This is a genomic window from Candidatus Tisiphia endosymbiont of Nemotelus uliginosus, from assembly GCF_964264755.1.
In the GTDB taxonomy this organism is placed as follows: Bacteria; Pseudomonadota; Alphaproteobacteria; order Rickettsiales; family Rickettsiaceae; genus Tisiphia.
Genome location: NZ_OZ183481.1, coordinates 755,273 through 776,089 on the forward strand (window position 1 = coordinate 755,273; position 20,817 = coordinate 776,089).

Consider the following 20,817-nt stretch of genomic DNA (forward strand, 5'->3'; position numbering starts at 1 on the left):
CTTGTTATGGTTTATGATACGATATTTTTATAAAAAGAAGTTATTTCGGGCAAATTTCATGCTGCTAGTTCGCTTTTGCCCCGTTTCTGTAATTTAACCCATTATTCTGAAAAAACGTATCTAATAATTCTGCAAGGGAAGTATCTTGCTTAGATGCAAATTGCAGCATTATTGTAGATAAATTTTGCAGTGCTGAATCTGTTAACGTCTTTGCATGGTTTTCTAATGCTGTGAAAATAGAAAAATTTGGTGCAGACGTAACAATATTAAGCATTATTTGATACAACTCTCTAATAGCACTATCTTTAATTTTTGCTATTTGCTTTGCAGCATCGTTAGTATAACCATTATTAATATAATTGTTTAATTGTTCTATTATTGTTTCTTGATCATCTGGCATTAATTTTTCCGCCTGAGCAAAATATTCTAAAGACTTTGCTATATCAAAATGTTTCCACGCTAATCCTAGATTAAATAAGATCTCATATAACGATTTCTTATAGGTTTCATCTGGTAGTTTATTGGAACTCTTAATTAGATAATCACGGGCATGTTCAGCATATTTAATGGCATTATTGTAATCTGCTACTTCTAAGTACTCTACACACATTATATTATATAATACTGTCAGAATAGTAGATAACTCCAAGGGTATAGCTTTATCTATTAGATATTTTTGCAATTCAGCACTACCTTGATATTGATAGTGCTTATATAATCTAATTAACGTTTCTAAGCTGTTAATGACATATGGCATTTCCTCAGAAGGTTTTGCTAATTGATCAAGGAAGCTTTTTATACCATCGATCGCACCTACAAAATATTCTTCGTTATTTTTTTCTGATAAAATAGCTTTATAAAAATCTGCCATTCTTTTGTAAAAGCCTAGGATTTTATCTTCCTCTGGTTGCGGTTCTACAAGTTTAGCTGTTACTTTTCCCTTGTTCTTCAATACCTCTTTGGCGAATGCTACATAATTATAGAATTTACCACTTGGAGCAATTAGCTCTGCTCCGGCTGCTTTTAATTTATTGACTATTGGAGTATATTCAAGTAAACGTGCGAAATAAAGAGACGCAAATTTTTGATTATCTTGAACATTTAAATCTGCTTTAGCTTTAATGAGTGTAATAACAGTTGGCAAACTATTAGCAATTATTGCTCTATGTACTGAAGTTTGTCCTTGAAAATCTTGATTATTAGGATTAAATCCTTTGCTAAGTAGAAAACTGACAATTTTTTCAGATCCATAGATAGCAGCTTGATCAAGTAAAGTTGCTTTAGCTGCTGAATCTTTTTGTTCTCTGAGATCAACCTTGAACTCATTAATTATTAGTTCTATTATATTTACATTGTTATCATCTTTGACTAATGGAACTAATTCATAAAATAATTCCTTGGAGCTTATTTTTAAACAAGATTTTAAGTTAGTTGACTTAAATAATAATTCAAGTGCCGTAAAGTCCCGAGCTCTAATAGAGTTTATAAAAGCTTGCTTTAGAAAGGCTTTATCTGATTTGTAAAAATCTAATTCTTCTTTTGTTACTGTAATTTTTCCCATAAGAACCACTATTTATATTATTCATTTCCACCCACTATTGTCATTTCCGCGAGTTCCTGATAAAAACATCATTGCGATGAGGCATAAGCCGACGAAGCAATCCATGCAGTCAGCTTTTTTACTCACCGAAGCAGGGATGACACTAAAGATAATATACCATAAAATTTAGTGCCACTAATAACAAAGATATTATTTTTTAAAAATTTTTAATAATATTAATCATATATTAACCTTATTTTCCATAATAATTATTATAGAACTATTGTATACAAGTAAGTTTAAGCTAGGAACGTAAAATAAGCAATTTACTATCACCATATATTTTCTCTTTAACCATTTCTAAAGAATCGTCTGTAAGATGCTCATTTTTAGCAAATTCAACGACAATAATTGTTCCATCTTTTAACCATTGACTTTTTTTCAAAGCATTTACTGCCTTTGATACAAGATTTTGATAGTATGGTGGATCAATAAAAATTAGATCAAAGCTGTTTTTACATTTTGGCAAAGCTGTAGCATTGATATTTAGGAAAGTCATTTTATCCATTTCACCTATTTTACTAGCAAATGCTTTTGCTGCCCGCAAATAATCAGCATTTATATCAATTACTGTAATATCCCCTGCCCCTCTAGAACAACTTTCAAAAGCTAGGCTACCAGTGCCGGCAAATAAATCGAGAACCTTAGACTCCTTGGTAAATAACCTACCATCACTAAATTCTCCTGAAGTTAATATACTAAAAATCGCTTCTCGAATTTTGCCGGTGGAAGGACGATAATTAGAGTTTTTTAAGGTGGGTATTATCCGATTTTTATGTTTGCCGGCGATAATTCGTATCATAAAATCATAAAAATTTCTTAAATTTCTCAAGAGGCAGTTCTTTATACTGATTTGGTTGCAAATCACCTAATATAAACCCCCCATAACTAATTCTAATTAATCGGTTAACACTTAGACCAAAATATTCAAATATCTTCCTAATTTCACGATTTTTTCCTTCAGTTAAAATTACTTCAAACCAACAATTAGTTTTTCCTGATTTTATTAATTTAATTAATTTAGGATCATAACGTATTTGATCAATCTCTATATTCTTATAATTTTTAAGCAATGAGCTTGGGTTACCGTGTGCTCTGACTCTATATATACGTTCAAGTTTACTTGATGGTAACTCAAACTTCCTTGCTAAGTCACCATTATTGGTAAGTAATAATAATCCTTCACTATTGAGGTCTAATCGCCCGATTGAAATTACCCTAGGCATATTCTGTAATGCCAAATTTTCAAAGACAGTTTCTCTACCATAATTATCTTTATGCGAGGTAATTAAGCCGACAGGTTTATAATATACCTATAAACGTGGAGTTTGTTGTTCTATTACTTTTCCTGATACTTCAATAAGGCTAGTATTATCAACCAGGGTGGCAGGTGAATCGATAATCACGCCATTTACCTTTACTTCACTATTTTTGATAAGCAGCTCTGCAGCACGCCTTGAACATATCCCTGCATTACTAATCGCCTTTGCCAACCTTTGTGTACTATCCTGTTTCAAAAATCCACTTCCAAATAACTACAACAATAGTCTTAATTTTGATAATATAACATTTATGAGTATTTTGTCTAATGTAAGAATCTTAGTTGCTATACGGATTCTCCAATCCATAGATCGTGCTTGATCGCATAATACCGCTCCCTTTATTTGTTCAAAGTTTATCATTACTTCAAAGGGATAGCCCTTAATTTGACTAGTGATAGGTACAAATAGAGCAAGACCAATCTTAAGGTTATATTTGTAAGGACTAAGAACTACAGCTGGTCGTGTTTTTTGAATCTCTCTACCTTTTTGAGGTTCAAAATTAATCCAAACTACATCACCTCTTTCAGGTATGAATGTTACCACAATTCATTACCTACAACAATGTCATCATTTAATATTTCATGATGACAGTTAAAATCTGTAATATTATCCAATAATATATCTAATTCTGATATTTTTGTAGTGATAATCAAATGGTTATCAGCTATTTCTAAATTAACAAATGCACCTTGTTGGAAATGTAACTTATCAGCTAGATTTTTAGGAATTCTAATCCCCAAGCTATTTCCCCATTTTTGAATTTGAGTTTGCATAATATCATTAACATTTTTATTGTATAAACAAGTATACACAATAAACCTACATCCTGCAAGTTAAAAATTCTTTAATGTCATTGCGAGGAAGCGTAGCCAACGATTCCCAGACGTCATTGCAAGACCATGTAATGGTTTCGAAGCAATCCTTTCTAATCACTTTCCTGGCACCCCCCCTTCCCTATTTGTTTCGTATCCTCAACATTGCTAAAAGCAGTAACAAACTAGTAAACATCTGTATACAAAATATAATACTACTCAGTTCTGGTAAGAATATAACAATCATAGGTTGTAATAAAATTGCTATGCCACTTGAAAACAAGGTTATTCTAATACAGGTTTGCCAAGAGGACTTAGGACCAAAATAGTTAGTTAACAAATATACTAAGATAATAATAAAGCTTTTTTCAAATAAAATTGTTATAAAACGAAAAGCTATTATTATAGGCATTAAAATGTAAATAAATATCTTCGGTGCTTGTGTTAGGGTTTTGGCAAAGTGCTTTTTAATAACTTCTTCAGTGAGAATCTTTTGATCAGGAGTAAATAATTTAGCATATCCAATATTAAACACACTCTTTTTTTTATCGGTTATTTCTACTGTAGTAAGGGTTATATTGTTACTACTAAATAGGACGGGAACTTTAAGTTTTTCCCCATAAGATAATTGATTTTTTGAGTCTATAGCCGCAAGCTTATTGCCATTCTCATCGAGTAAATATATAGGTTCATCCTGATCAACTGAAATTTTACTACCATCATAATAGATTTCCGGTAATTGTTTAAATATATATTCGATAGTTATTGTGCCTTTTGTTAAACGATTCTCAGTAAAGTAATCGGTGAGGACTAACAAGTAATTAAATATAACAATACAATAGATCAATGATGATATAAAAGACACAGCAAATATATACTTAATCCCGTATCCTTTATATGATTTATAAACATCTTGGTAAAAATTTACTGAACTAATTGATAACCACAATTGATTCAATAACGTGCTAAACCATGAAAAAACGGATAATAGTTTTGTTGTCATAATATCTATTTTGATGTAGATTCATAAAAAATTTTTATAATTAACCCCTAACGTCATTGCGAGACCATGTAATAGTCGAAGCAATCCATTTCTAACCATTTTCTTGGATTGCTTCATCGGCTATGCCTCCTCGCAATGACTTTATCTGTCATTGCGAGACCACATAGTGGTCGCGGCAATCCACACTTATTGGATGTTTCGTCGGCTCACGCCTCGTCGCAATGACGCGTAATGTTAATCTGGTTATCTATATCAATATCTTTTAACACAAAATTAATATTTATTATAATGAAGTTTAATAAAATCCCCAAATATTCAGAAAAATATTCTAAATTAAGTAACTGTATTAGAGTTTTAGCAAGTGATAGTATAGAATATGCTCAATCAGGGCATCCAGGTATGGTTCTTGGTATGGCAGATGTCATGACCATGTTAGTATTTAATTTTCTAAAATTCAATCCTAATGATCCAACTTGGTTTGACCGTGATCGCCTGGTTCTATCAGCTGGACACGGTTCTATGTTGCTGTATAGTTTTTATTATTTAACAAATTATAAAAATTTTCATCTAGAAGATTTAAAACAATTTCGAAAATTACATTCAAAAACTCCTGGACATCCAGAATATGGGGCATATGAAGCTATTGAGGCTACTACAGGACCTTTAGGGCAGGGGTTTGGTACTTCAGTTGGGATGGCGATTGCCCAAAAAAAATATCAACAAAAATTGGGCAAAGAGCTTAGTGTACACAAAATTTATTGTATAATTGGAGATGGATGCCTAATGGAAGGTATAAGCTATGAAGCTGCTTCTTTAGCTGGGCATTTATGCCTAAATAACTTAATAGTTTTATTTGATGATAATAAAATTTCCATCGATGGCTCTACCGACCTTACTGTATCTGAAAACCATCTGCTGAAATTTGCCGCCATGGGCTGGAATACCGAATCTATTGATGGGCATGATTTTGAGCAAATTAATGCCAGCCTAATTAAGGCACAAAATTCTGATAAACCATACTTGATTGCCTGCCGTACTTTAATTGGCAAAGGCTCTATTAACAAGGTGAATTCAAATGCCGCCCATGGCTGCCCGCTTGGTAAAGATGAGGTTAAACTTCTTAAAGAAAATTTAGGTTTTAATGATCAGGCGTTTACTATACCAAAGGAATTACAAGAGATATGGGGTACAGCTTGGTTAAGAAATCAAGCGAGTTATACTAATTGGCAAGAGAAGTTTGCTGATATAACTCCAGAGCAAAAAGCCTATTGCAATAAAGCTGATATAGATTGCTCTTTTCTTGATAATATCCCTATTCCAGAAAAAGCTGAAGCAACCCGTTGTTCATCTGGTAGAGTTATAGAATATCTAACCAAACTATCAGATAAAATTATTTTTGGCTCAGCTGATTTATCATTATCCAACAATATCAAAAATACTGCTAGTAACATAATTAATAAAGATGATTTTACTGGCAATTACATCCATTATGGGGTTCGTGAAAATGTTATGGGGGCTATCATGAACGGACTCGCATTATCAGGCTTCTTACCCGTAGGGGCTACTTTTCTAGTATTTTCTGATTATATGAAACCAACTATGCGGCTTTCTTCTATTATGCAGCAGCAAGTGATCTACATCATGACCCATGATTCAATTGGGGTAGGAGAAGATGGCCCTACTCACCAACCAATAGAGCATCTAGCATCCTTTCGAAGCTTACCAAATATGATGGTATTACGCCCGGCAGACTATCTTGAAACAGTTGAATCTTGGCGAATTGCTTTAGCTAATAAAGATGGCCCTTCTGTTCTTGCTTTAACCAGACAGTCAGTATCTCAAATAGTTATAGTTAATTCAGGAGGATTTGGTGCTAGGAGCGATGGAGCTACGCCTATAAGTAATAGGCGAGCGACGAGTGACGACGTCACCAACTTCTCCTCAATTGACTATAGCCGAAATATTTCGCAAAATTTATGTTCTAAAGGTGGGTATATACTGTCAGGGAATAATCAAGAAACATTAGATGTTGCTATCTTCGCCACCGGTTCTGAATTGTCAATAGCATTAGAGGTAAAAGATATACTAAGCAAAAATGGCTTTAGTACCAATGTGATTTCAATGTTATGTTTTGAGTTATTTTTTAAACAGCAGCCTAGCTATATCCAAAATATCCTATCCAATGCCAAATTAAAAGTTGCTATAGAAGCTGCAAGTAGCTTTGGCTGGCATCGAATCATCGGAGAGAACGGGATGTTCTTCGGAATGGAACAATTTGGACTCTCTGCTCCCTCTAATGATTTATACTCATATTTCGGTCTTACTCCATCAAATATTTCCGAAAAGATTATGGCAAGAATCCAAAAAAATTAGAATTGGATTGCTTCGTCGGCTAACGCCTTCTCGCAATGACGTTATCTGTCATTGCGAGCCACCATAGGTGGCGTGGCAATCTATCTCTATAGTCAATTCAGGGGAATTGGGTAGCAGGAACGATGGAGCGACGCCTATAAGTAATAGGCGAGTGACGAGTGACGACGTCACCAACTTCCCATCAATTGACTATAATCACTTCTCTGGATTGCTTCGTGACCTTACGGTCTCCTCGCAATGACGGTTTCTCAATTATTGTTTTCTTAAACTAACGCTTATGAAATACTAATGGGTTAGCTATATCATAGTACTTTCAGCTCCTGTTAAATTAACAGTGTCGCTGACATCAAGATTAACTGTATTGGGGTAAGAATTAACTTCATCATGGTTAGCAGAATAACCATGATTAACAGAAGAATAACCATCATTATGATTAGTTTGGGTAAGAGTATAGAAGAAGTCATGCACTTTTGTGTACCATTTGATTGGTTTTGCTTGTACTACTGGTACTGCTACAATTTCTTCATCCGTTTCTTCTTCATATGTTTCTTCTTCATATGTTTCTTTTACATAGTTAATTGTAGTTACAAGTGGGTTGAAAGATACTGATTTTTTACTTGGAGGGTCTTGCGACTCAATGTAATGTTGGTTCTTATTGAGAGCTTGTATATTAGAGTTAGATTTACTCTTAAATATCTTCCGCTTCATAAACTTTACCTGTTTTAAAACTATTGTAACGGATTGTAAATTGTCATTCCCGCGTAGGCGGGAATCTATATCCCGCATTGAAGCATAAGCGTCAGTTTAAGAAAATAAAGTAGAAAATCGTCATTGCGAGCCACCGTAGGTGGCGTGGCAATCTATTTCTAATAGCTTTTCTGGATTGCTTCGTCGACTTTACGGTCTCCTCGCAATGACGGTTTCCCAATTATTGTTTTCTTAAACTGACGCTTATGAAATACTAACGGGTTTAGCTATACATTACTACTTACTTAAATTTTAGTCGTTATCAATATCATTCACACACCCTAAAGCATCAGTATCTTCTTGGAACATATCATCTTTTGTAACATAGAACTTTGAAGAATCGTAGTCCTTAGTAGTATTATGATTAAATAATGAAGTCAATGTATCCTTCATAGTTGTAAAAGCATTATATATCTTTGCGAAGAACGATGTTGGTTTTATTTTTACACTTTTTATATCATTAGGTAAAATAGTAGCAAGATTTTCTTGGTAACTTGTATTGAAATTTTCTGGTACTACATCTACAGAACCATCTACAGAATCATCTACAGAACCATCTGATAGCACTACCGATTTAGTAGATTCTAGCTCTACTAACTCCTCTTTTGCTTCTTCCGCTTTATCTACTAGCTCTACCACTGGAGCTGCTTTTACTAGCTCTTTTACCACTGGAACTACTTGTACTACATTGTCTTCCATTGGAACTACTTGTACTACATTGTCTTCCATTGGAACTTCTTCTACTACATTGTCTTCCATTGGAGCTGCTTTTACTAGCTTGTCTTCCATTGGAGCTGCTTTTACTAGCTTGTCTTCCATTAGAACTTCTTCTACTACATTGTCTTCCATTGGAGCTGCTTTTACTAGCTTGTCTTCCATTGGAACTTCTTCTACTACATTGTCTTCCATTGGAGCTGCTTTTACTAGCTTGTCTTCTTCTAAAGCTAGTGATGTTGTAGATTTAGATGAATCAGTTAAATCACTTGCTGACTTATCATTTTGCACATTAATAGGTAAGAAATCATCAAGTTTATCGACTTCTTGTCCTAACCTTTTGCTCTCCTCAATATACCTAAATGCTTCATTCCACGGCCCATTATTAGCCTCGACAACAAGCAGCTCTTTTCTAAGAGCAATCTTTTCTGCAAAATACTTAAGCCCCTTATCAGTAATATTACCATTTTTGCGTGGTAATTGAAGGGACCAAACTGTATAGTTATTCTGAATAACTTTTGCTAAAGCTTCAACTTCCTCATCTCCTATATTCTCCTCCCGTAAGTTAATAATACCCTCAGATGTATTAGATTCTATTCTTGCTAGCAAATAATTATTAAAAACTGTCATAAATTCTCCTTTAATTAAATCGTTACGAACGGACAATAGCAACTTCCTATAACCTGTCAAGAAGATTTTAAAAAATTATTAAAAATATAAAAAATTACGTCATTACCTATGGGTGTCAACTTAAGAAAATAGTAGTCGAAAAGGCGTCTATTAGCGAGCCACCGTAGGTGGCGTGGCAATACATTTCTAATTTTGGATTGCCACATCACCACAAAGCCGCTCCTCGCTAATAGATGTTGGGCAAGCAGATTTTTTATTCATCATAAAAAATAGCAAAAAAACCGTGAACGCTCACAATTCAGTTAATTTCACCTACGATTGCACTTCAGCTCCTGCTAAACTAATAGCGTCCTGGTGATCAATATAACCAGGATTAACTACACCAGGGGAAGAAAAAGCTCCATCAAGATTAATAAAAAAATCACTAGAATCAACAAAACAATCATCACTAGGATTGGGAATATCATGAGTAAAAATACGCTTTAAAAACATAAATATTCCTGTGCAGCATCCGATTGCTTCTACTAATGCTGCTGAGCCTTCTTCTAATGCTGCTGAGTCTTCTTCTAATGTTATATCTTTAGGTGTTTTTTCTATAGATTCAGCTAGTTTAGCTATTTTAGTTGAACTTGGTTCTTCAAGAGAGGTTGAACTTGGTTCTTCAAGAGAGGTTGAACTTGGTTCTTCAAGAGAGGTTGAACTTGGTTCTTCAAGAGAGGTTGAACTTGGTTCTTCAAGAGAGGTTGAACTTGGTTCTTCAAGAGAGGTTGAACTTGGTTCTTCAAGAGAGGTTGAACTTGGTTCTTCAAGAGAGGTTGAACTTGGTTCTTCAAGAGAGGTTGAACTTGGTTCTTCAAGAGAGGTTGAACTTGGTTCTTCAAGAGAAAATGCTCTTTTAGTTAGCTTAATTTTAGTTGAACTTGGTTCTTTAAGAGAAAATGCTCTTTTAGTTGGCTCAACTGCATTATTATTTATACTCGAAATGGCTTGCAACTCTATAGAACGTGAGTTATTATTGGGAGCTTGTATATCAGATAACTTCATAAACTTTACCTTTTTAAAACGTTATAACGGATAGCAATAATTTCTTATAGCCTGTTAACTTATGGTTTATAAACGTAAACTAGGAAATTATCTACTAATTTTTTAACTTGTTGGAAAGTTTTTGTCTCACAATCACTATTGTCTTGCATAGTTTTTAAGCCATCTAATACATCGCTAATCATATTACCAACTTCTATAAACTCTTGTTCTTTGAATCCTCTAGTGGTGCATGCTGGAGTGCCGAGCCTAATACCAGAAGTAATAAATGGTGAAGTGGCATCAAACGGTATCGCATTTTTATTGCAAGTTATACCGGCTCTTTCAAGCGAATCTGCTGCCACCTTACCAGTTATACCATATTTTCTTAAGTCCACTAATACTATATGATTATCAGTACCATTAGTTAAAATATCATAGCCTCTTGCCATCAAACTATTAGCAAGAGCCTTGGCGTTGTTGATAACCTGTTTTATATAAAGGTGATATTCTGGCTGTAAACATTCCAAAAATGCTACTGCTTTTGCTGCAACAATATGCATTAATGGACCACCCTGTAACCCAGGGAATAAAGCAAGATTTATCTTCTTACCCAATTCCTCATCATTTGACAGAATAAGACCACCACGTGGACCACGCAGAGTTTTATGAGTAGTAGAAGTCACAACGTGAGCATAAGGCAAAGGACTTGGATGTTCACCTACCGCAACCAGTCCAGCAATATGGGCAATGTCTGCTACTAAATACGCCCCTACTCTATCAGCAATTTCCCTAAATTTAGCAAAATCTAATTGACGCGAATAGGCAGAATAACCAGCTATAATCAATTTTGGCTTATGCTGAACTGCCAATTGCTCTATTTGGGCATAATCAATTAGATAACTCTCCTTATTTACAGAATAGAACACTGAGTTAAACCATTTGCCAGATAAGTTAGGCGGAGCACCATGCGTCAAATGCCCACCTGTATCTAGCGACATACCAAGTATGGTGTCATGTGGTTTTAATAGAGTTAAAAATACTGCCTGATTAGCCTGAGATCCGGAATGAGGCTGAACGTTAGCATATTTACAATTAAATAGTGTTTTTACCCGCTCTATAGCCAAAAGCTCAGCCTTATCAACCTCATTACAACCGTTATAATAACGTTTTCCCGGATATCCTTCAGCATATTTATTGGTCAGAATTGAACCTTGTGCCTCTAATACCGCCGGGCTTACAAAATTCTCAGAAGCAATCAATTCAATAAAATCATGCTGACGTTTTTTTTCACCATCGATAATTTGATATATTGCATTATCTGTTTCAGATAATTTATTGGTAAACATATTCATTGATTGGACCTACTATTTAATGAGGTGTGTTTTTATAAACTTGACAGCAAACTGTATCCCCCTATCATCAATAGAATGTGTAAGATTTGGTATTTTGTATTTACTATAAGGAATATCATATTTCTCTAGATATTCTACTGTTTCATCCATACTACTTACATCAACCACATCGTCTAATTCGCCATGTATCACGCAAACTGGTGTAGTTTTATTGATACATTCTTGTGGGGCAATTAATCTGCCAGAAAACCCTACCATAGAATCAAAAGGTTCTTTTTGTATAAAATTCAAATATAACCCCATCATGGTACCTTGCGAAAAGCCAATTAGGATAGTATCTTTATTAGTTAAATTTAATTCTGCTTGTTTCTTTTGGATTATGTCAGTAACTAAGCCAGTATTTTTAGCAACTAATTCCCTAACATAATCAGGGTTACGGTTATTTAAACTAAACCATTGTCGACCATAAGGTGCACTATCAAATTTTTCAACGCCATGTGGGGCAATAAAGTGACAATCGGGTAATTCTTTAGACATAAAAGGAACTAATCCTATTAAATCATCGCCATCTGAACCAAGCCCATGTAATAATACTACAAGTTTTTTACATTCACTGCTCAAACTTTTTACTTCTGGGTAAGATAATATTTCATTTTTAGTCATTTTTTAAGTTCCTATAGTTAACTTAGCAATAGTTCTATTAGCTTCTTCTAGCTCTTGTTTAGTATTTACTCCGACCACTATGTCGTGGTTGGCGGATAGCAAATACGATACTTTTTCGCCATTATCCTTAACGATTTTTACCAGTTCCGTTAAATACAACTCTTTTGATTTATCAGGATTCTTAAAAAAAATAGTAGGTAAATATTTTTTTAACACACCATTGGCAAAAGCCATAATACCAGAATTACAAGTTGTTATAGCTAGTTCTTCACTCGTCGCTTGTTTAAATTCAACAATTTTCAAAAAATTTCCTAGTTTATCAGTAACTATTCGCCCATATTGCCCAGGATTATCTCGCTCAAAGCACAAGGTTGTTATGGCAGAATTTGTCGAAACTAGATGTTTTAGTAAATCATTAATAATCTCTGGCGTAATTAAAGGATTATCTCCATAAAGTACGGCTACAATTTTATTGTCATCAATTAAGTCCAAAGCACTATATACCGCATGAGCAGTACCAAGGGGTTCTGGTTGTAAAACAAATTTACAACTATCTTTATAACAAGCAATATGTTTTTCTAATTGCCAGGAGTGGACTAAGATAACTTCATTGCTAACTTGTTGGGCATTGGTTATTACCCTATCAAGCATCGATTTACCACCAACTTTATGCATTACTTTTGGTAAGGTAGATTCCATTCTTCTACCATTACCTGCAGCTAGAACAATAACTTGGCAATCCATATTAAACGTCCTTCATAGTTTCATAAATTGCATCAGATAATTCATAATTACCAAAAACTTTTTGCACATCATCACTTTCTTCTAAAATATCCACTAATTTTAACAACTTCTCAGCTTTATCATTCTCTTCTATAATTATGGTATTTTTAGGCACCCAACCTATGTAAGATTCTTCAGGATGTCCATATTTACTGGTCAGAAATTCAAGAGCTTGCACAAAGTTCTCAATATCTGTATAGATTAAATATGTATCTTCTTCAGAAATCATATCTTTTGCTCCAGCCTCTAGGCTACTTTCAAACATAGCTTCTGCTGTGGCTAAATTTGCCGGATATTGTACTACTCCGAGATGATCAAACATATAGCTGACACTGCCCGTTTCACCTAAATTGCCACCAAATTTGCTAAAAGCCGCCCTAATTTCTGCAGCCGTACGATTTTTATTATCAGTTAAAGCCTCTATTATTATTGCAATTCCACCGGGAGCAAAGCCCTCATATCTAATTTCGGTATAATTTTCGTTGTTATTCGAATCACTTGCCGCACTTATTGCCTTATCTATTCGATCTTTTGGTAAATTTTGACTCCGAGCGGCAGCTATGCTACTCCGCAACCGTGGATTATTACTTATATCAGACCCTAATTTAGCAGCAGTAATAATTTCTCTAACTAACTTAGTAAAAATTTTTGCCCTTTTTTTATCTTGTGCACCTTTTCGATGCTGGATATTTTTAAATTTTGAATGACCTGCCATGTTGTAATCTTAAATCATTATTGAGTAAGCCGAATGTATCAGAAGGCAATTTAAAGTCAATAGTAAATTCCTCAAGTTTTTTCACCATACTTTATTTTTTACTTTAATAAAACTGTATATCGTCTTATATTGTCTAACTATAACATATAGAATTGAGTCCACTAAGTACTATTTATGAAAAAATTTATAATAGACTTGCTGCATAAGTCAAAAATAGTTGAAGGATTTTTAGGAGAAACGAAGCCGAGTACCGCAGTGTACATAAACGTACATGAGGAGCGAAGGCGAGTTTCGACGACAAAATCATCAACTAGATTGACTTATGTAGCAAGTCTAATTTTATATCTCTTATTTGCTCACGAATGCCTAGCATCAGAACCTCAGGCATGGCAAATGCTGTTACAGACTCCAGCCACTCATCTTATGGAAGAGCTTCAGGAGTTTCATAATTTCCTACTGCTCATATCAGGAGGAATAGTTGCTTTTATCATTATTTTATTAATTTATGTTTGCATCAGATTTAATGCCAAAGCCAATCCTATTCCAGCAAAATTTTCTGATAATATATTGGTTGAAATTATTTGGACGATAATTCCTATAGTTATTTTAATTATTATTGCTGTACCATCATTTCGTGTTGCACGTATTGCAGAAGATATTCCTGAAATAGACATGACGGTTAAAGTTGTAGGATATCAGTGGTATTGGCACTATATCTACCCTGATCATAATAATCTTGAATTTGATAGTTGTTTAATTACTGATGAAAACTTAAAACCTGGTCAAAAAAGATTATTAGAAGTTGATAATCGTATTATTATACCAGAAAATACTACCGTAAAATTTTTAATTACTGCAGGGGATGTTATACATAGTTTTGCAGTACCAGCATTAGGTATAAAGCTCGATGCTGTGCCTGGCAGAGTTAACGAAACCTGGACTAAAATTAGTAAAAAAGGTGTGTATTATGGTCAGTGTTCAGAGCTTTGTGGTGTTAATCACGGCTTTATGCCTATTGCCATTGAAGTAGTAAGCAAAGAAGAATTTCAAGATTGGTTGATTGCGGCAAAAACAAAATTTTCTATGAAAGTAAAGACAAACGTTATTGCGATGAAACCATGAGGACGACGAAGCAATAAATTGTCATTTTCGTTTCGGTGCGGAATCTAAGACCCCTGCTTACGCAGGGGTGACACTAAGTCGAGCAAGGATAACATTAACTAAATGAACAAGAGCCATATGGTACACTCCAACAATCACTATCCACATATTTACCCAAAACATGTTAAAGAAATTATATTTTTAAAACATTTTATTCATAATCCTAACATAATGGTAGGTGATTATACTTATTATCATGATCACCGATATCCAGAACATTTTGAATGTAATAACGTTGTAGGATATTATCAGTGTAAATTAATTATTGGTAAGTTTTGTACTATTGCTAGAGGAACTACTTTTATTGCGGATGATGTCAATCACCCAATGGATGGTTTTTCTACTTATCCATTTTTTATTTTCGAAGGTTGGAATAATTATACGCCAACTCTTAATAAAGGAAGGAGTACAATAGTTGGTAATGATGTGTGGTTTGGTACTAATGCAGTCATTATGCCGGGAGTCACAATAGGAGACGGAGCAATTATTGGAGCATATGCAGTGGTTACTAAGGATGTACCACCTTACTCTATCGTTGCAGGTAATCCTAGTAGAATTATTAAAAAAAGATTCTCCGATGATATAATTAATGAGTTAGTACAAATAAAATGGTGGAATTGGGATTATGATAAAGTTACTAGAAATATCAAGCTCATAGTAGGAGCAGATATTGAGCAACTTAAAAAGTGTGAATAGGTATAGTCAATTGATGAGAAGTTGGGGACGTTGTCGCTCGTCGCTCGCCTATTACTTATAGGCGTCACTCCATCGCTCCTAGCCCCAAATTCTCCTGAATTGACTATAAAACGTAGACGCCTATGCGAAATATGCTACTCTTTATGACTTTTCTGCTATAATAATCTCAAGATATAAAAGGATAATTTATGAATCAAACAACAGATCATCACCAAACTCCTAAAGGTATAAAAAGATGGATTTTCTCTACCAATCACAAAGATATTGGCATTATGTATATTATATTTGCCATATTTGCTGGGATCATTGGTGGGTTATTTTCTGTTATTTTTAGACTAGAATTAGCAATGCCTGGTGGGCATATATTAGGGGCAAATTACCAACTATATAATGTATTAATTACTGCTCATGCGATAATTATGGTATTTTTCATGATTATGCCAGCTTTATTTGGTGGGTTTGGTAATTATTTTGTACCAATTTTAATAGGTGCACCGGATATGGCTTTTCCAAGGCTAAATAATATAAGTTTTTGGCTGCTTGTTCCTGCTTTTATGTTATTAATGCTTTCGGCTTTTGTTGATGGTGGTGCAGGTACTGGCTGGACGCTTTACCCCCCTCTAAGTACTCTAGTGGGACATCCTGGGGCGGCAGTCGATATGGCTATTTTAAGTTTACATATTACAGGGCTTTCTTCTATTCTTGGTTCAATCAATATGATTGTTACTATCTTTAATATGAGAACCGATGGTATGGGGTTATTTGAAATGCCTCTATTTATTTGGTCAATTTTGGTTACTGCCTTCTTGTTGATACTAGCAATTCCAGTATTAGGTGGTGCAATAACCATGTTATTAACTGATCGAAACTTTGGTACTACTTTCTTTAAACCTGAAGGGGGCGGAGATCCAGTATTATTTCAGCATTTATTTTGGTTTTTTGGTCATCCAGAAGTATATATCGTAATATTGCCAGGGTTTGGGATAGTTAGTCAGGTTCTTTCTACTTTCTCTCGTAAGCCGATATTTGGTTATTTAGGTATGGTGATAGCTATGGTAATTATAGGGTTTGTCGGTTTTATAGTTTGGGCTCATCATATGTTTACTGTTGGTCTTTCATACAATACATTAATCTATTTTACCGCTGGTACAATGATTATCGCGGTGCCTACTGGTATTAAAATATTTAGCTGGATTGCCACAATGTGGGGAGGATCAATTACTTTTGAAACCCCTATGTTGTTTTCCATAGGGTTTATCTTGTTATTTACTATTGGTGGAGTTACCGGCATAATATTATCAAATTCGGCAATCGATAGAATTTTACATGATACATACTATGTGGTAGCACATTTTCACTACACTATGTCGCTTGGGGCTTTATTTACTGCATTTGCTGGATTCTATTATTGGTTTGGTAAAATGTCAGGAAGACAATATCCTGAAATGATGGGCAAAATTCATTTTTGGATTACGTTTATCGGCGTTAATTTGACATTTTTCCCTCAGCATTTTCTGGGATTAGCTGGGATGCCAAGAAGAATACCGGACTATCCGGACGCTTTTGCCGGCTGGAATATGGTATCATCTATCGGAGCAGTTATTTCCTTTATTGCGGCTCTTTACTTTGTATTCATTGTTATTTACACTCTGAAATATGGCAAAAAATGCCCAAATAATCCTTGGGGCGATGGGGCTAATACTCTCGAATGGACAGTATCTTCTCCTCCACCATTCCATACTTTTGACGTACTACCTAAAATTTAATAGAGGAATAATTTGATAGGTGAATATATATATTGTGGTTTTTGGCGAAGAATAGCAGCTGGATTGTTTGATTACATTATTATGACATTAATATGTACAGTTATAGGTCTTGTATGTATAATTGTGGGTGTTGTTTGGCTTTTTTTAACAAATATTTCTTTTTTTTTAGCGGAAATATTTATGGATTGGACTTTTCCAACCACATTACTACTATTCTTATATATTCCAATATTCGAGTCATCTTCAATGCAAGCAACTCCTGGCCGTTATATCTTGGACATGAAAATTATAAACAAAAATGGTACTCGAATAAGCTTTTTTAAATCTTTGTTTAGATTTATTACATTAGTATTGATAAATAGTACTGGGATATTGATAATCCCAAATATTGCTTGCATTATATGTACCAATGAAAAAGTGTTTCTACATGACATATTGTTTGGCACCAGAATGATAAGGCGATAAAGTTTAGTATTAGCTAACCCGATTAGTATTTAGCCATAGTAAACTAACGTCTATTAGTGATGAAGCGTAATGTTAGTCGGGTTAGCAATTCCTCACTTCGCCAATTAAAACCCCCGTATCCTTGCTATTGATTTGTTAGATCGCTCTTTGATAAAATTCAAAAATTGGCTAACTGAATCAACTATGTCATCATTTTTGCAATGTGGGAAATTTAACAATTCATTGAGTAATATAGTATTAAAAGCCGACTGTTTTGGCAAAACTACGGCTGTAGATTGAAATAAAGCTAAAACTGAGGAGAATCTAGTAATTTTATCAAGCCGGGGCTTTATGGCAACTATATTAACAATCCCATCTAATCTTAGGTCTTGTATAACTTGCTGACCACTGGCTTTATCCTCAATTAATATATATCTAGGACAATATTTCTTGGCTAGTTTTTCTACTTGCCCCTTTAACTCTGGATAAGTAACTTTTTGCCTGAACATTGATACAAGATAATATTTCTTATCTAAAATACCCCAAGAGGTACAAACGCTATAATCAGCATTTTCTGAAATTTTAATGGCGGTATCCCAACTTTGCACAAAATAATCAAATTTTTTTGGTATGGTTTCATAAAAACTAATATCCTCAATATTTAACAATATACAATTATTAGATATTGGCTCTTGCAAATATTGAGCAGCATAATTATGCACACCAATTTCTTGTTCTAATTTTATCAGATAATCAGGATTATCGCGAAAACTATGCAAAATATCACCTGTAACATATTGATATTTATACTTATTGATTGAAAATATTTGTTCTCGTTTTGCCATAGCTGGAATTTTTAAATGATGCCAACAATTGGAATTTGCCAATAAATGTCCGCTTAAATCTTCTTCATGTAATCTTTGCATAACTAATACTATTGCTCCGGTATTTTTGTTGTTAAGTCTGGTGACAAAAGTTTGTTCAAACCATTCAATCACCCGTTTACGCATTTTGGGTGAATTGATTTGAGTAGGGTTATGTGGGTCATCAATAATGAGTATATCACCCCCCTCACCTGTTGCCGAACCACCAACTGACGTAGCAAACCTAAAACCATTATTATTTGTCAGAAATTTACTTTTTTGATTATGTTTCTTACTTAAAATAGTCTTCGGAAAAATTTGCTGATACCAATCGGAAGTAAGTACCAAACGACAATCTAAAGAATGTTTTACACTTAATACTTGAGAATAGCTGGCGGACATAATCCTTTTTGTTGGATCATGTCCTAATATCCAGGCTGGCCATGCTACTCCAATACATACAGATTTTAGAGACCTAGGCGGCATATTAATGATTAGCCTCTTAATATCTCCATTCTGTACTGCTTGCAAATATTCAGCAATTAGCTCAATATGCCAATTGGCTTGATATTCTACTCCAGGATTAATGGTATTAAATACTTTATTGATGAAACTATTAAAATCTTGCCTCAATATTGCATATAATAACTTCTTCGGATAAGTCATTGATATTTACTCAAAAATTCAGCTATAATTTCTTTGTCCTCTTCTTTCATTATGGTGTTTTCATTTAAATACTCATCTTTGCTAAGTTTATTTAGCTGAATAATTAAATTGACTAATTTATTCAGCGTTTCAGTAATATTCTTTTTAACTACTATCTCCCCCTTGGATTTTTTTGATTCTAGCTCATCTATTTCATCTTCAAGCAGAGAAACTATCTTAGCAATAAAACCATATAATGTAGTAATTGTATCGTTTGTCATAATCTATCTCCACCATCTATTGGTTTAAGACCGACAAGAGATCTTTTCTCGTTCAAAGTCATAAAACTAGCATTGGAGATTTTAGCCCATAAATTCTCTCGTTTTTCGGTCAATGCTGAAATACTATCCCGATCAAAATCAATAATAATCTCCTCTTGATACCAGTGAGACAACCAGTTACCTAAGGCGTCTGATAATTTATCAAGCAACGGAATTAACGTCTCTTCCCACAGAGCTAATCTAGCTTCTTGCATATTACTATAAGTATTATCACCATTGATACCTAACAATTGAGGGGGAATACCAAAAGCTAAAGCTATTTCCCTAGCTGCAGAGTTTTTTGCCTCGATAAAATCCATATCCTTGGGATTAATACTCATTTCTTGCCAGTCAAGTCCACCTTCTAAAAGAAGAGGCTTACCAGAATTATTGCTACTGGTAAATTTTTCGGTAAGTTGCTCGTGTAACCTATCAAACTGCTCATCACTAAGATAACCATTAGTTTCTTTGACTATCAATGCTCCACTTGGACGAGCTCCATTCCTCAGTAAAGAACTATTCCAGCTAGTAGCTTGCAAATGCAGATCGATTGACAAGGAAGCCGCATCAAGGCAAGATAGTCCATAATAACAGTTGGTAGGATGATAGTTTTTCAAATGTAGCACCTTGCTCATTCGATCAATTGATGAAATAGGATAAATTCTTTCTCCACTGCTATTTATATATCTATATGCTACTGGAGAATTCCTCTCTAATACTAATTCAGTCGAATTGGCAGGTAATAAGTAAATTTCTCGGGGACGATTATTTATTAATGTTACTAAAATATAAGCATTACCATATAACAGCTTACTTGCTATCACTTCACCAAAAAAATCTGCTCCAGCTTTTTCTGGATTAGGTTTTTTCAATAAATTATAAACAGGATGATTTGGCATTTTTTCAAAAGCCCCTCGGTTGTTTTTACTAACTATCCAAGGGACATGACTTGCTGACTGGGCTATTAAATTCACACATCGATAAACTATAACATTTTTACGATATGCCTCTATCCCAATTTTTACATCCCTAAATTCTGAATTCCCTAAACTATTAAAATCAATAAATGTATGAGATTTACAATTTTTGGCTTTAAAGACCTTTCTAAGATATTCTGTTATCATACTTACCTAAAATAAATTTCTTGTAATTACTTATAACATTATTTTATTGCTGCACTAAGTG

The 20,817-nt window shown here is 34.1% G+C and carries 22 protein-coding genes and 1 pseudogene; 7 read left to right on the forward strand and 16 right to left on the reverse strand.

The window, feature by feature from the left end:
* Window positions 1-64 precede the first annotated feature (64 nt).
* The 6 genes and pseudogenes from ACFELW_RS03975 to ACFELW_RS04000 form a co-directional block, all read right to left on the reverse strand.
* The gene (locus ACFELW_RS03975; RefSeq protein ID WP_375329697.1) at window positions 65-1,561 is read right to left on the reverse strand and encodes an ankyrin repeat domain-containing protein; all 1,497 of its coding nucleotides are present in this window, start codon (window positions 1,559-1,561) and stop codon (window positions 65-67) included.
* 283 nt (window positions 1,562-1,844) lie between these two features.
* On the reverse strand, window positions 1,845-2,402 hold the full coding sequence (rsmD, locus tag ACFELW_RS03980) for a 16S rRNA (guanine(966)-N(2))-methyltransferase RsmD (protein ID WP_375329698.1): 558 nt from the start codon (window positions 2,400-2,402) through the stop codon (window positions 1,845-1,847).
* A gap of 4 nt (window positions 2,403-2,406) precedes the next feature.
* A pseudogene (locus ACFELW_RS03985) lies at window positions 2,407-3,117 on the reverse strand (pseudouridine synthase).
* A gap of 18 nt (window positions 3,118-3,135) precedes the next feature.
* The gene (locus tag ACFELW_RS03990) at window positions 3,136-3,465 is read right to left on the reverse strand and encodes a type II toxin-antitoxin system PemK/MazF family toxin (protein ID WP_375329699.1); all 330 of its coding nucleotides are present in this window, start codon (window positions 3,463-3,465) and stop codon (window positions 3,136-3,138) included.
* The gene (locus tag ACFELW_RS03995) at window positions 3,459-3,734 is read right to left on the reverse strand and encodes an AbrB/MazE/SpoVT family DNA-binding domain-containing protein (RefSeq protein WP_341759076.1); all 276 of its coding nucleotides are present in this window, start codon (window positions 3,732-3,734) and stop codon (window positions 3,459-3,461) included. Before ACFELW_RS03995 ends, ACFELW_RS03990 begins: the two co-directional genes overlap by 7 nt.
* A gap of 142 nt (window positions 3,735-3,876) precedes the next feature.
* Window positions 3,877-4,737, reverse strand: a complete 861-nt coding sequence (locus ACFELW_RS04000) for a DUF1189 family protein (protein WP_341759075.1) — start codon at window positions 4,735-4,737, stop codon at window positions 3,877-3,879.
* Between the two features lie 231 nt (window positions 4,738-4,968).
* Here ACFELW_RS04000 and ACFELW_RS04005 point away from each other — a divergent pair, with 231 nt between their 5' ends.
* Both ACFELW_RS04005 and ACFELW_RS04010 read left to right on the forward strand, forming a co-directional pair.
* Window positions 4,969-7,110 carry a transketolase family protein gene (locus tag ACFELW_RS04005; RefSeq protein ID WP_375329700.1) on the forward strand — a complete coding sequence of 714 codons (2,142 nt, stop codon included), beginning with the start codon at window positions 4,969-4,971 and terminating at the stop codon, window positions 7,108-7,110.
* A gap of 67 nt (window positions 7,111-7,177) precedes the next feature.
* Window positions 7,178-7,351: a palindromic element RPE2 domain-containing protein gene (locus ACFELW_RS04010; protein WP_375329701.1), complete on the forward strand. Its 174-nt coding sequence runs from the start codon at window positions 7,178-7,180 to the stop codon at window positions 7,349-7,351.
* A 56-nt stretch (window positions 7,352-7,407) separates the two neighbouring features.
* On the opposite strand, the gene ACFELW_RS04015 is transcribed toward ACFELW_RS04010, so the two are convergent.
* The 3 genes from ACFELW_RS04015 to ACFELW_RS04025 form a co-directional block, all read right to left on the reverse strand.
* Window positions 7,408-7,896, reverse strand: a complete 489-nt coding sequence (locus tag ACFELW_RS04015; protein ID WP_375329702.1) for a hypothetical protein — start codon at window positions 7,894-7,896, stop codon at window positions 7,408-7,410.
* 213 nt (window positions 7,897-8,109) lie between these two features.
* Window positions 8,110-9,201 (reverse strand): hypothetical protein, encoded by a 1,092-nt coding sequence (locus ACFELW_RS04020; protein WP_375329703.1) that lies wholly within the window; start codon window positions 9,199-9,201, stop codon window positions 8,110-8,112.
* 312 nt (window positions 9,202-9,513) lie between these two features.
* The gene (locus ACFELW_RS04025; protein ID WP_375329704.1) at window positions 9,514-9,693 is read right to left on the reverse strand and encodes a hypothetical protein; all 180 of its coding nucleotides are present in this window, start codon (window positions 9,691-9,693) and stop codon (window positions 9,514-9,516) included.
* Window positions 9,694-9,703: 10 nt separating this feature from the next.
* On the opposite strand from ACFELW_RS04025, the gene ACFELW_RS04030 reads away from it, so the two are divergent.
* Complete coding sequence (locus ACFELW_RS04030; RefSeq protein WP_375329705.1) at window positions 9,704-10,279, forward strand: hypothetical protein; 576 nt, start codon at window positions 9,704-9,706, stop codon at window positions 10,277-10,279.
* 25 nt (window positions 10,280-10,304) lie between these two features.
* On the opposite strand, the gene glyA is transcribed toward ACFELW_RS04030, so the two are convergent.
* The 4 genes from glyA to ACFELW_RS04050 are packed head-to-tail and all read right to left on the reverse strand — an operon-like array spanning window position 10,305 to window position 13,737.
* Window positions 10,305-11,576, reverse strand: coding sequence for a serine hydroxymethyltransferase (gene glyA, locus ACFELW_RS04035; RefSeq protein ID WP_375329706.1), 1,272 nt, complete (start codon window positions 11,574-11,576; stop codon window positions 10,305-10,307).
* A 12-nt stretch (window positions 11,577-11,588) separates the two neighbouring features.
* A complete protein-coding gene (locus ACFELW_RS04040; RefSeq protein ID WP_341759069.1) occupies window positions 11,589-12,239 on the reverse strand; it encodes a dienelactone hydrolase family protein in 651 nt (216 codons plus the stop codon).
* Window positions 12,240-12,242: 3 nt separating this feature from the next.
* Window positions 12,243-12,983 carry a sugar phosphate nucleotidyltransferase gene (locus ACFELW_RS04045; RefSeq protein ID WP_375329707.1) on the reverse strand — a complete coding sequence of 247 codons (741 nt, stop codon included), beginning with the start codon at window positions 12,981-12,983 and terminating at the stop codon, window positions 12,243-12,245.
* Between the two features lies 1 nt (window position 12,984).
* On the reverse strand, window positions 12,985-13,737 hold the full coding sequence (locus tag ACFELW_RS04050) for a YebC/PmpR family DNA-binding transcriptional regulator (protein ID WP_375329708.1): 753 nt from the start codon (window positions 13,735-13,737) through the stop codon (window positions 12,985-12,987).
* Window positions 13,738-13,911: 174 nt separating this feature from the next.
* On the opposite strand from ACFELW_RS04050, the gene coxB reads away from it, so the two are divergent.
* The 4 genes from coxB to ACFELW_RS04075 all read left to right on the forward strand — a co-directional run bounded on the left by coxB (window position 13,912) and on the right by ACFELW_RS04075 (window position 17,825).
* Window positions 13,912-14,859, forward strand: a complete 948-nt coding sequence (gene coxB, locus ACFELW_RS04055; protein WP_375329709.1) for a cytochrome c oxidase subunit II — start codon at window positions 13,912-13,914, stop codon at window positions 14,857-14,859.
* A 117-nt stretch (window positions 14,860-14,976) separates the two neighbouring features.
* The gene (locus ACFELW_RS04060) at window positions 14,977-15,594 is read left to right on the forward strand and encodes a CatB-related O-acetyltransferase (RefSeq protein WP_375329710.1); all 618 of its coding nucleotides are present in this window, start codon (window positions 14,977-14,979) and stop codon (window positions 15,592-15,594) included.
* A gap of 188 nt (window positions 15,595-15,782) precedes the next feature.
* On the forward strand, window positions 15,783-17,360 hold the full coding sequence (ctaD, locus tag ACFELW_RS04070) for a cytochrome c oxidase subunit I (RefSeq protein ID WP_375329711.1): 1,578 nt from the start codon (window positions 15,783-15,785) through the stop codon (window positions 17,358-17,360).
* A 12-nt stretch (window positions 17,361-17,372) separates the two neighbouring features.
* Window positions 17,373-17,825 (forward strand): RDD family protein, encoded by a 453-nt coding sequence (locus ACFELW_RS04075; RefSeq protein ID WP_375329712.1) that lies wholly within the window; start codon window positions 17,373-17,375, stop codon window positions 17,823-17,825.
* Window positions 17,826-17,929: 104 nt separating this feature from the next.
* Here the strand turns inward: ACFELW_RS04075 and terL are convergent, their stop codons facing one another.
* The 3 genes from terL to ACFELW_RS04090 are packed head-to-tail and all read right to left on the reverse strand — an operon-like array spanning window position 17,930 to window position 20,756.
* Window positions 17,930-19,333, reverse strand: a complete 1,404-nt coding sequence (gene terL / locus ACFELW_RS04080; RefSeq protein WP_341759064.1) for a phage terminase large subunit — start codon at window positions 19,331-19,333, stop codon at window positions 17,930-17,932.
* Window positions 19,330-19,593: a hypothetical protein gene (locus ACFELW_RS04085; RefSeq protein ID WP_341749493.1), complete on the reverse strand. Its 264-nt coding sequence runs from the start codon at window positions 19,591-19,593 to the stop codon at window positions 19,330-19,332. Before ACFELW_RS04085 ends, terL begins: the two co-directional genes overlap by 4 nt.
* Entirely contained in the window at window positions 19,590-20,756 is a 1,167-nt protein-coding gene (locus ACFELW_RS04090) for a phage portal protein (protein WP_341748938.1), read from the reverse strand. The genes ACFELW_RS04085 and ACFELW_RS04090 overlap by 4 nt, the downstream gene beginning before the upstream one ends.
* Window positions 20,757-20,817: the final 61 nt, after the last annotated feature.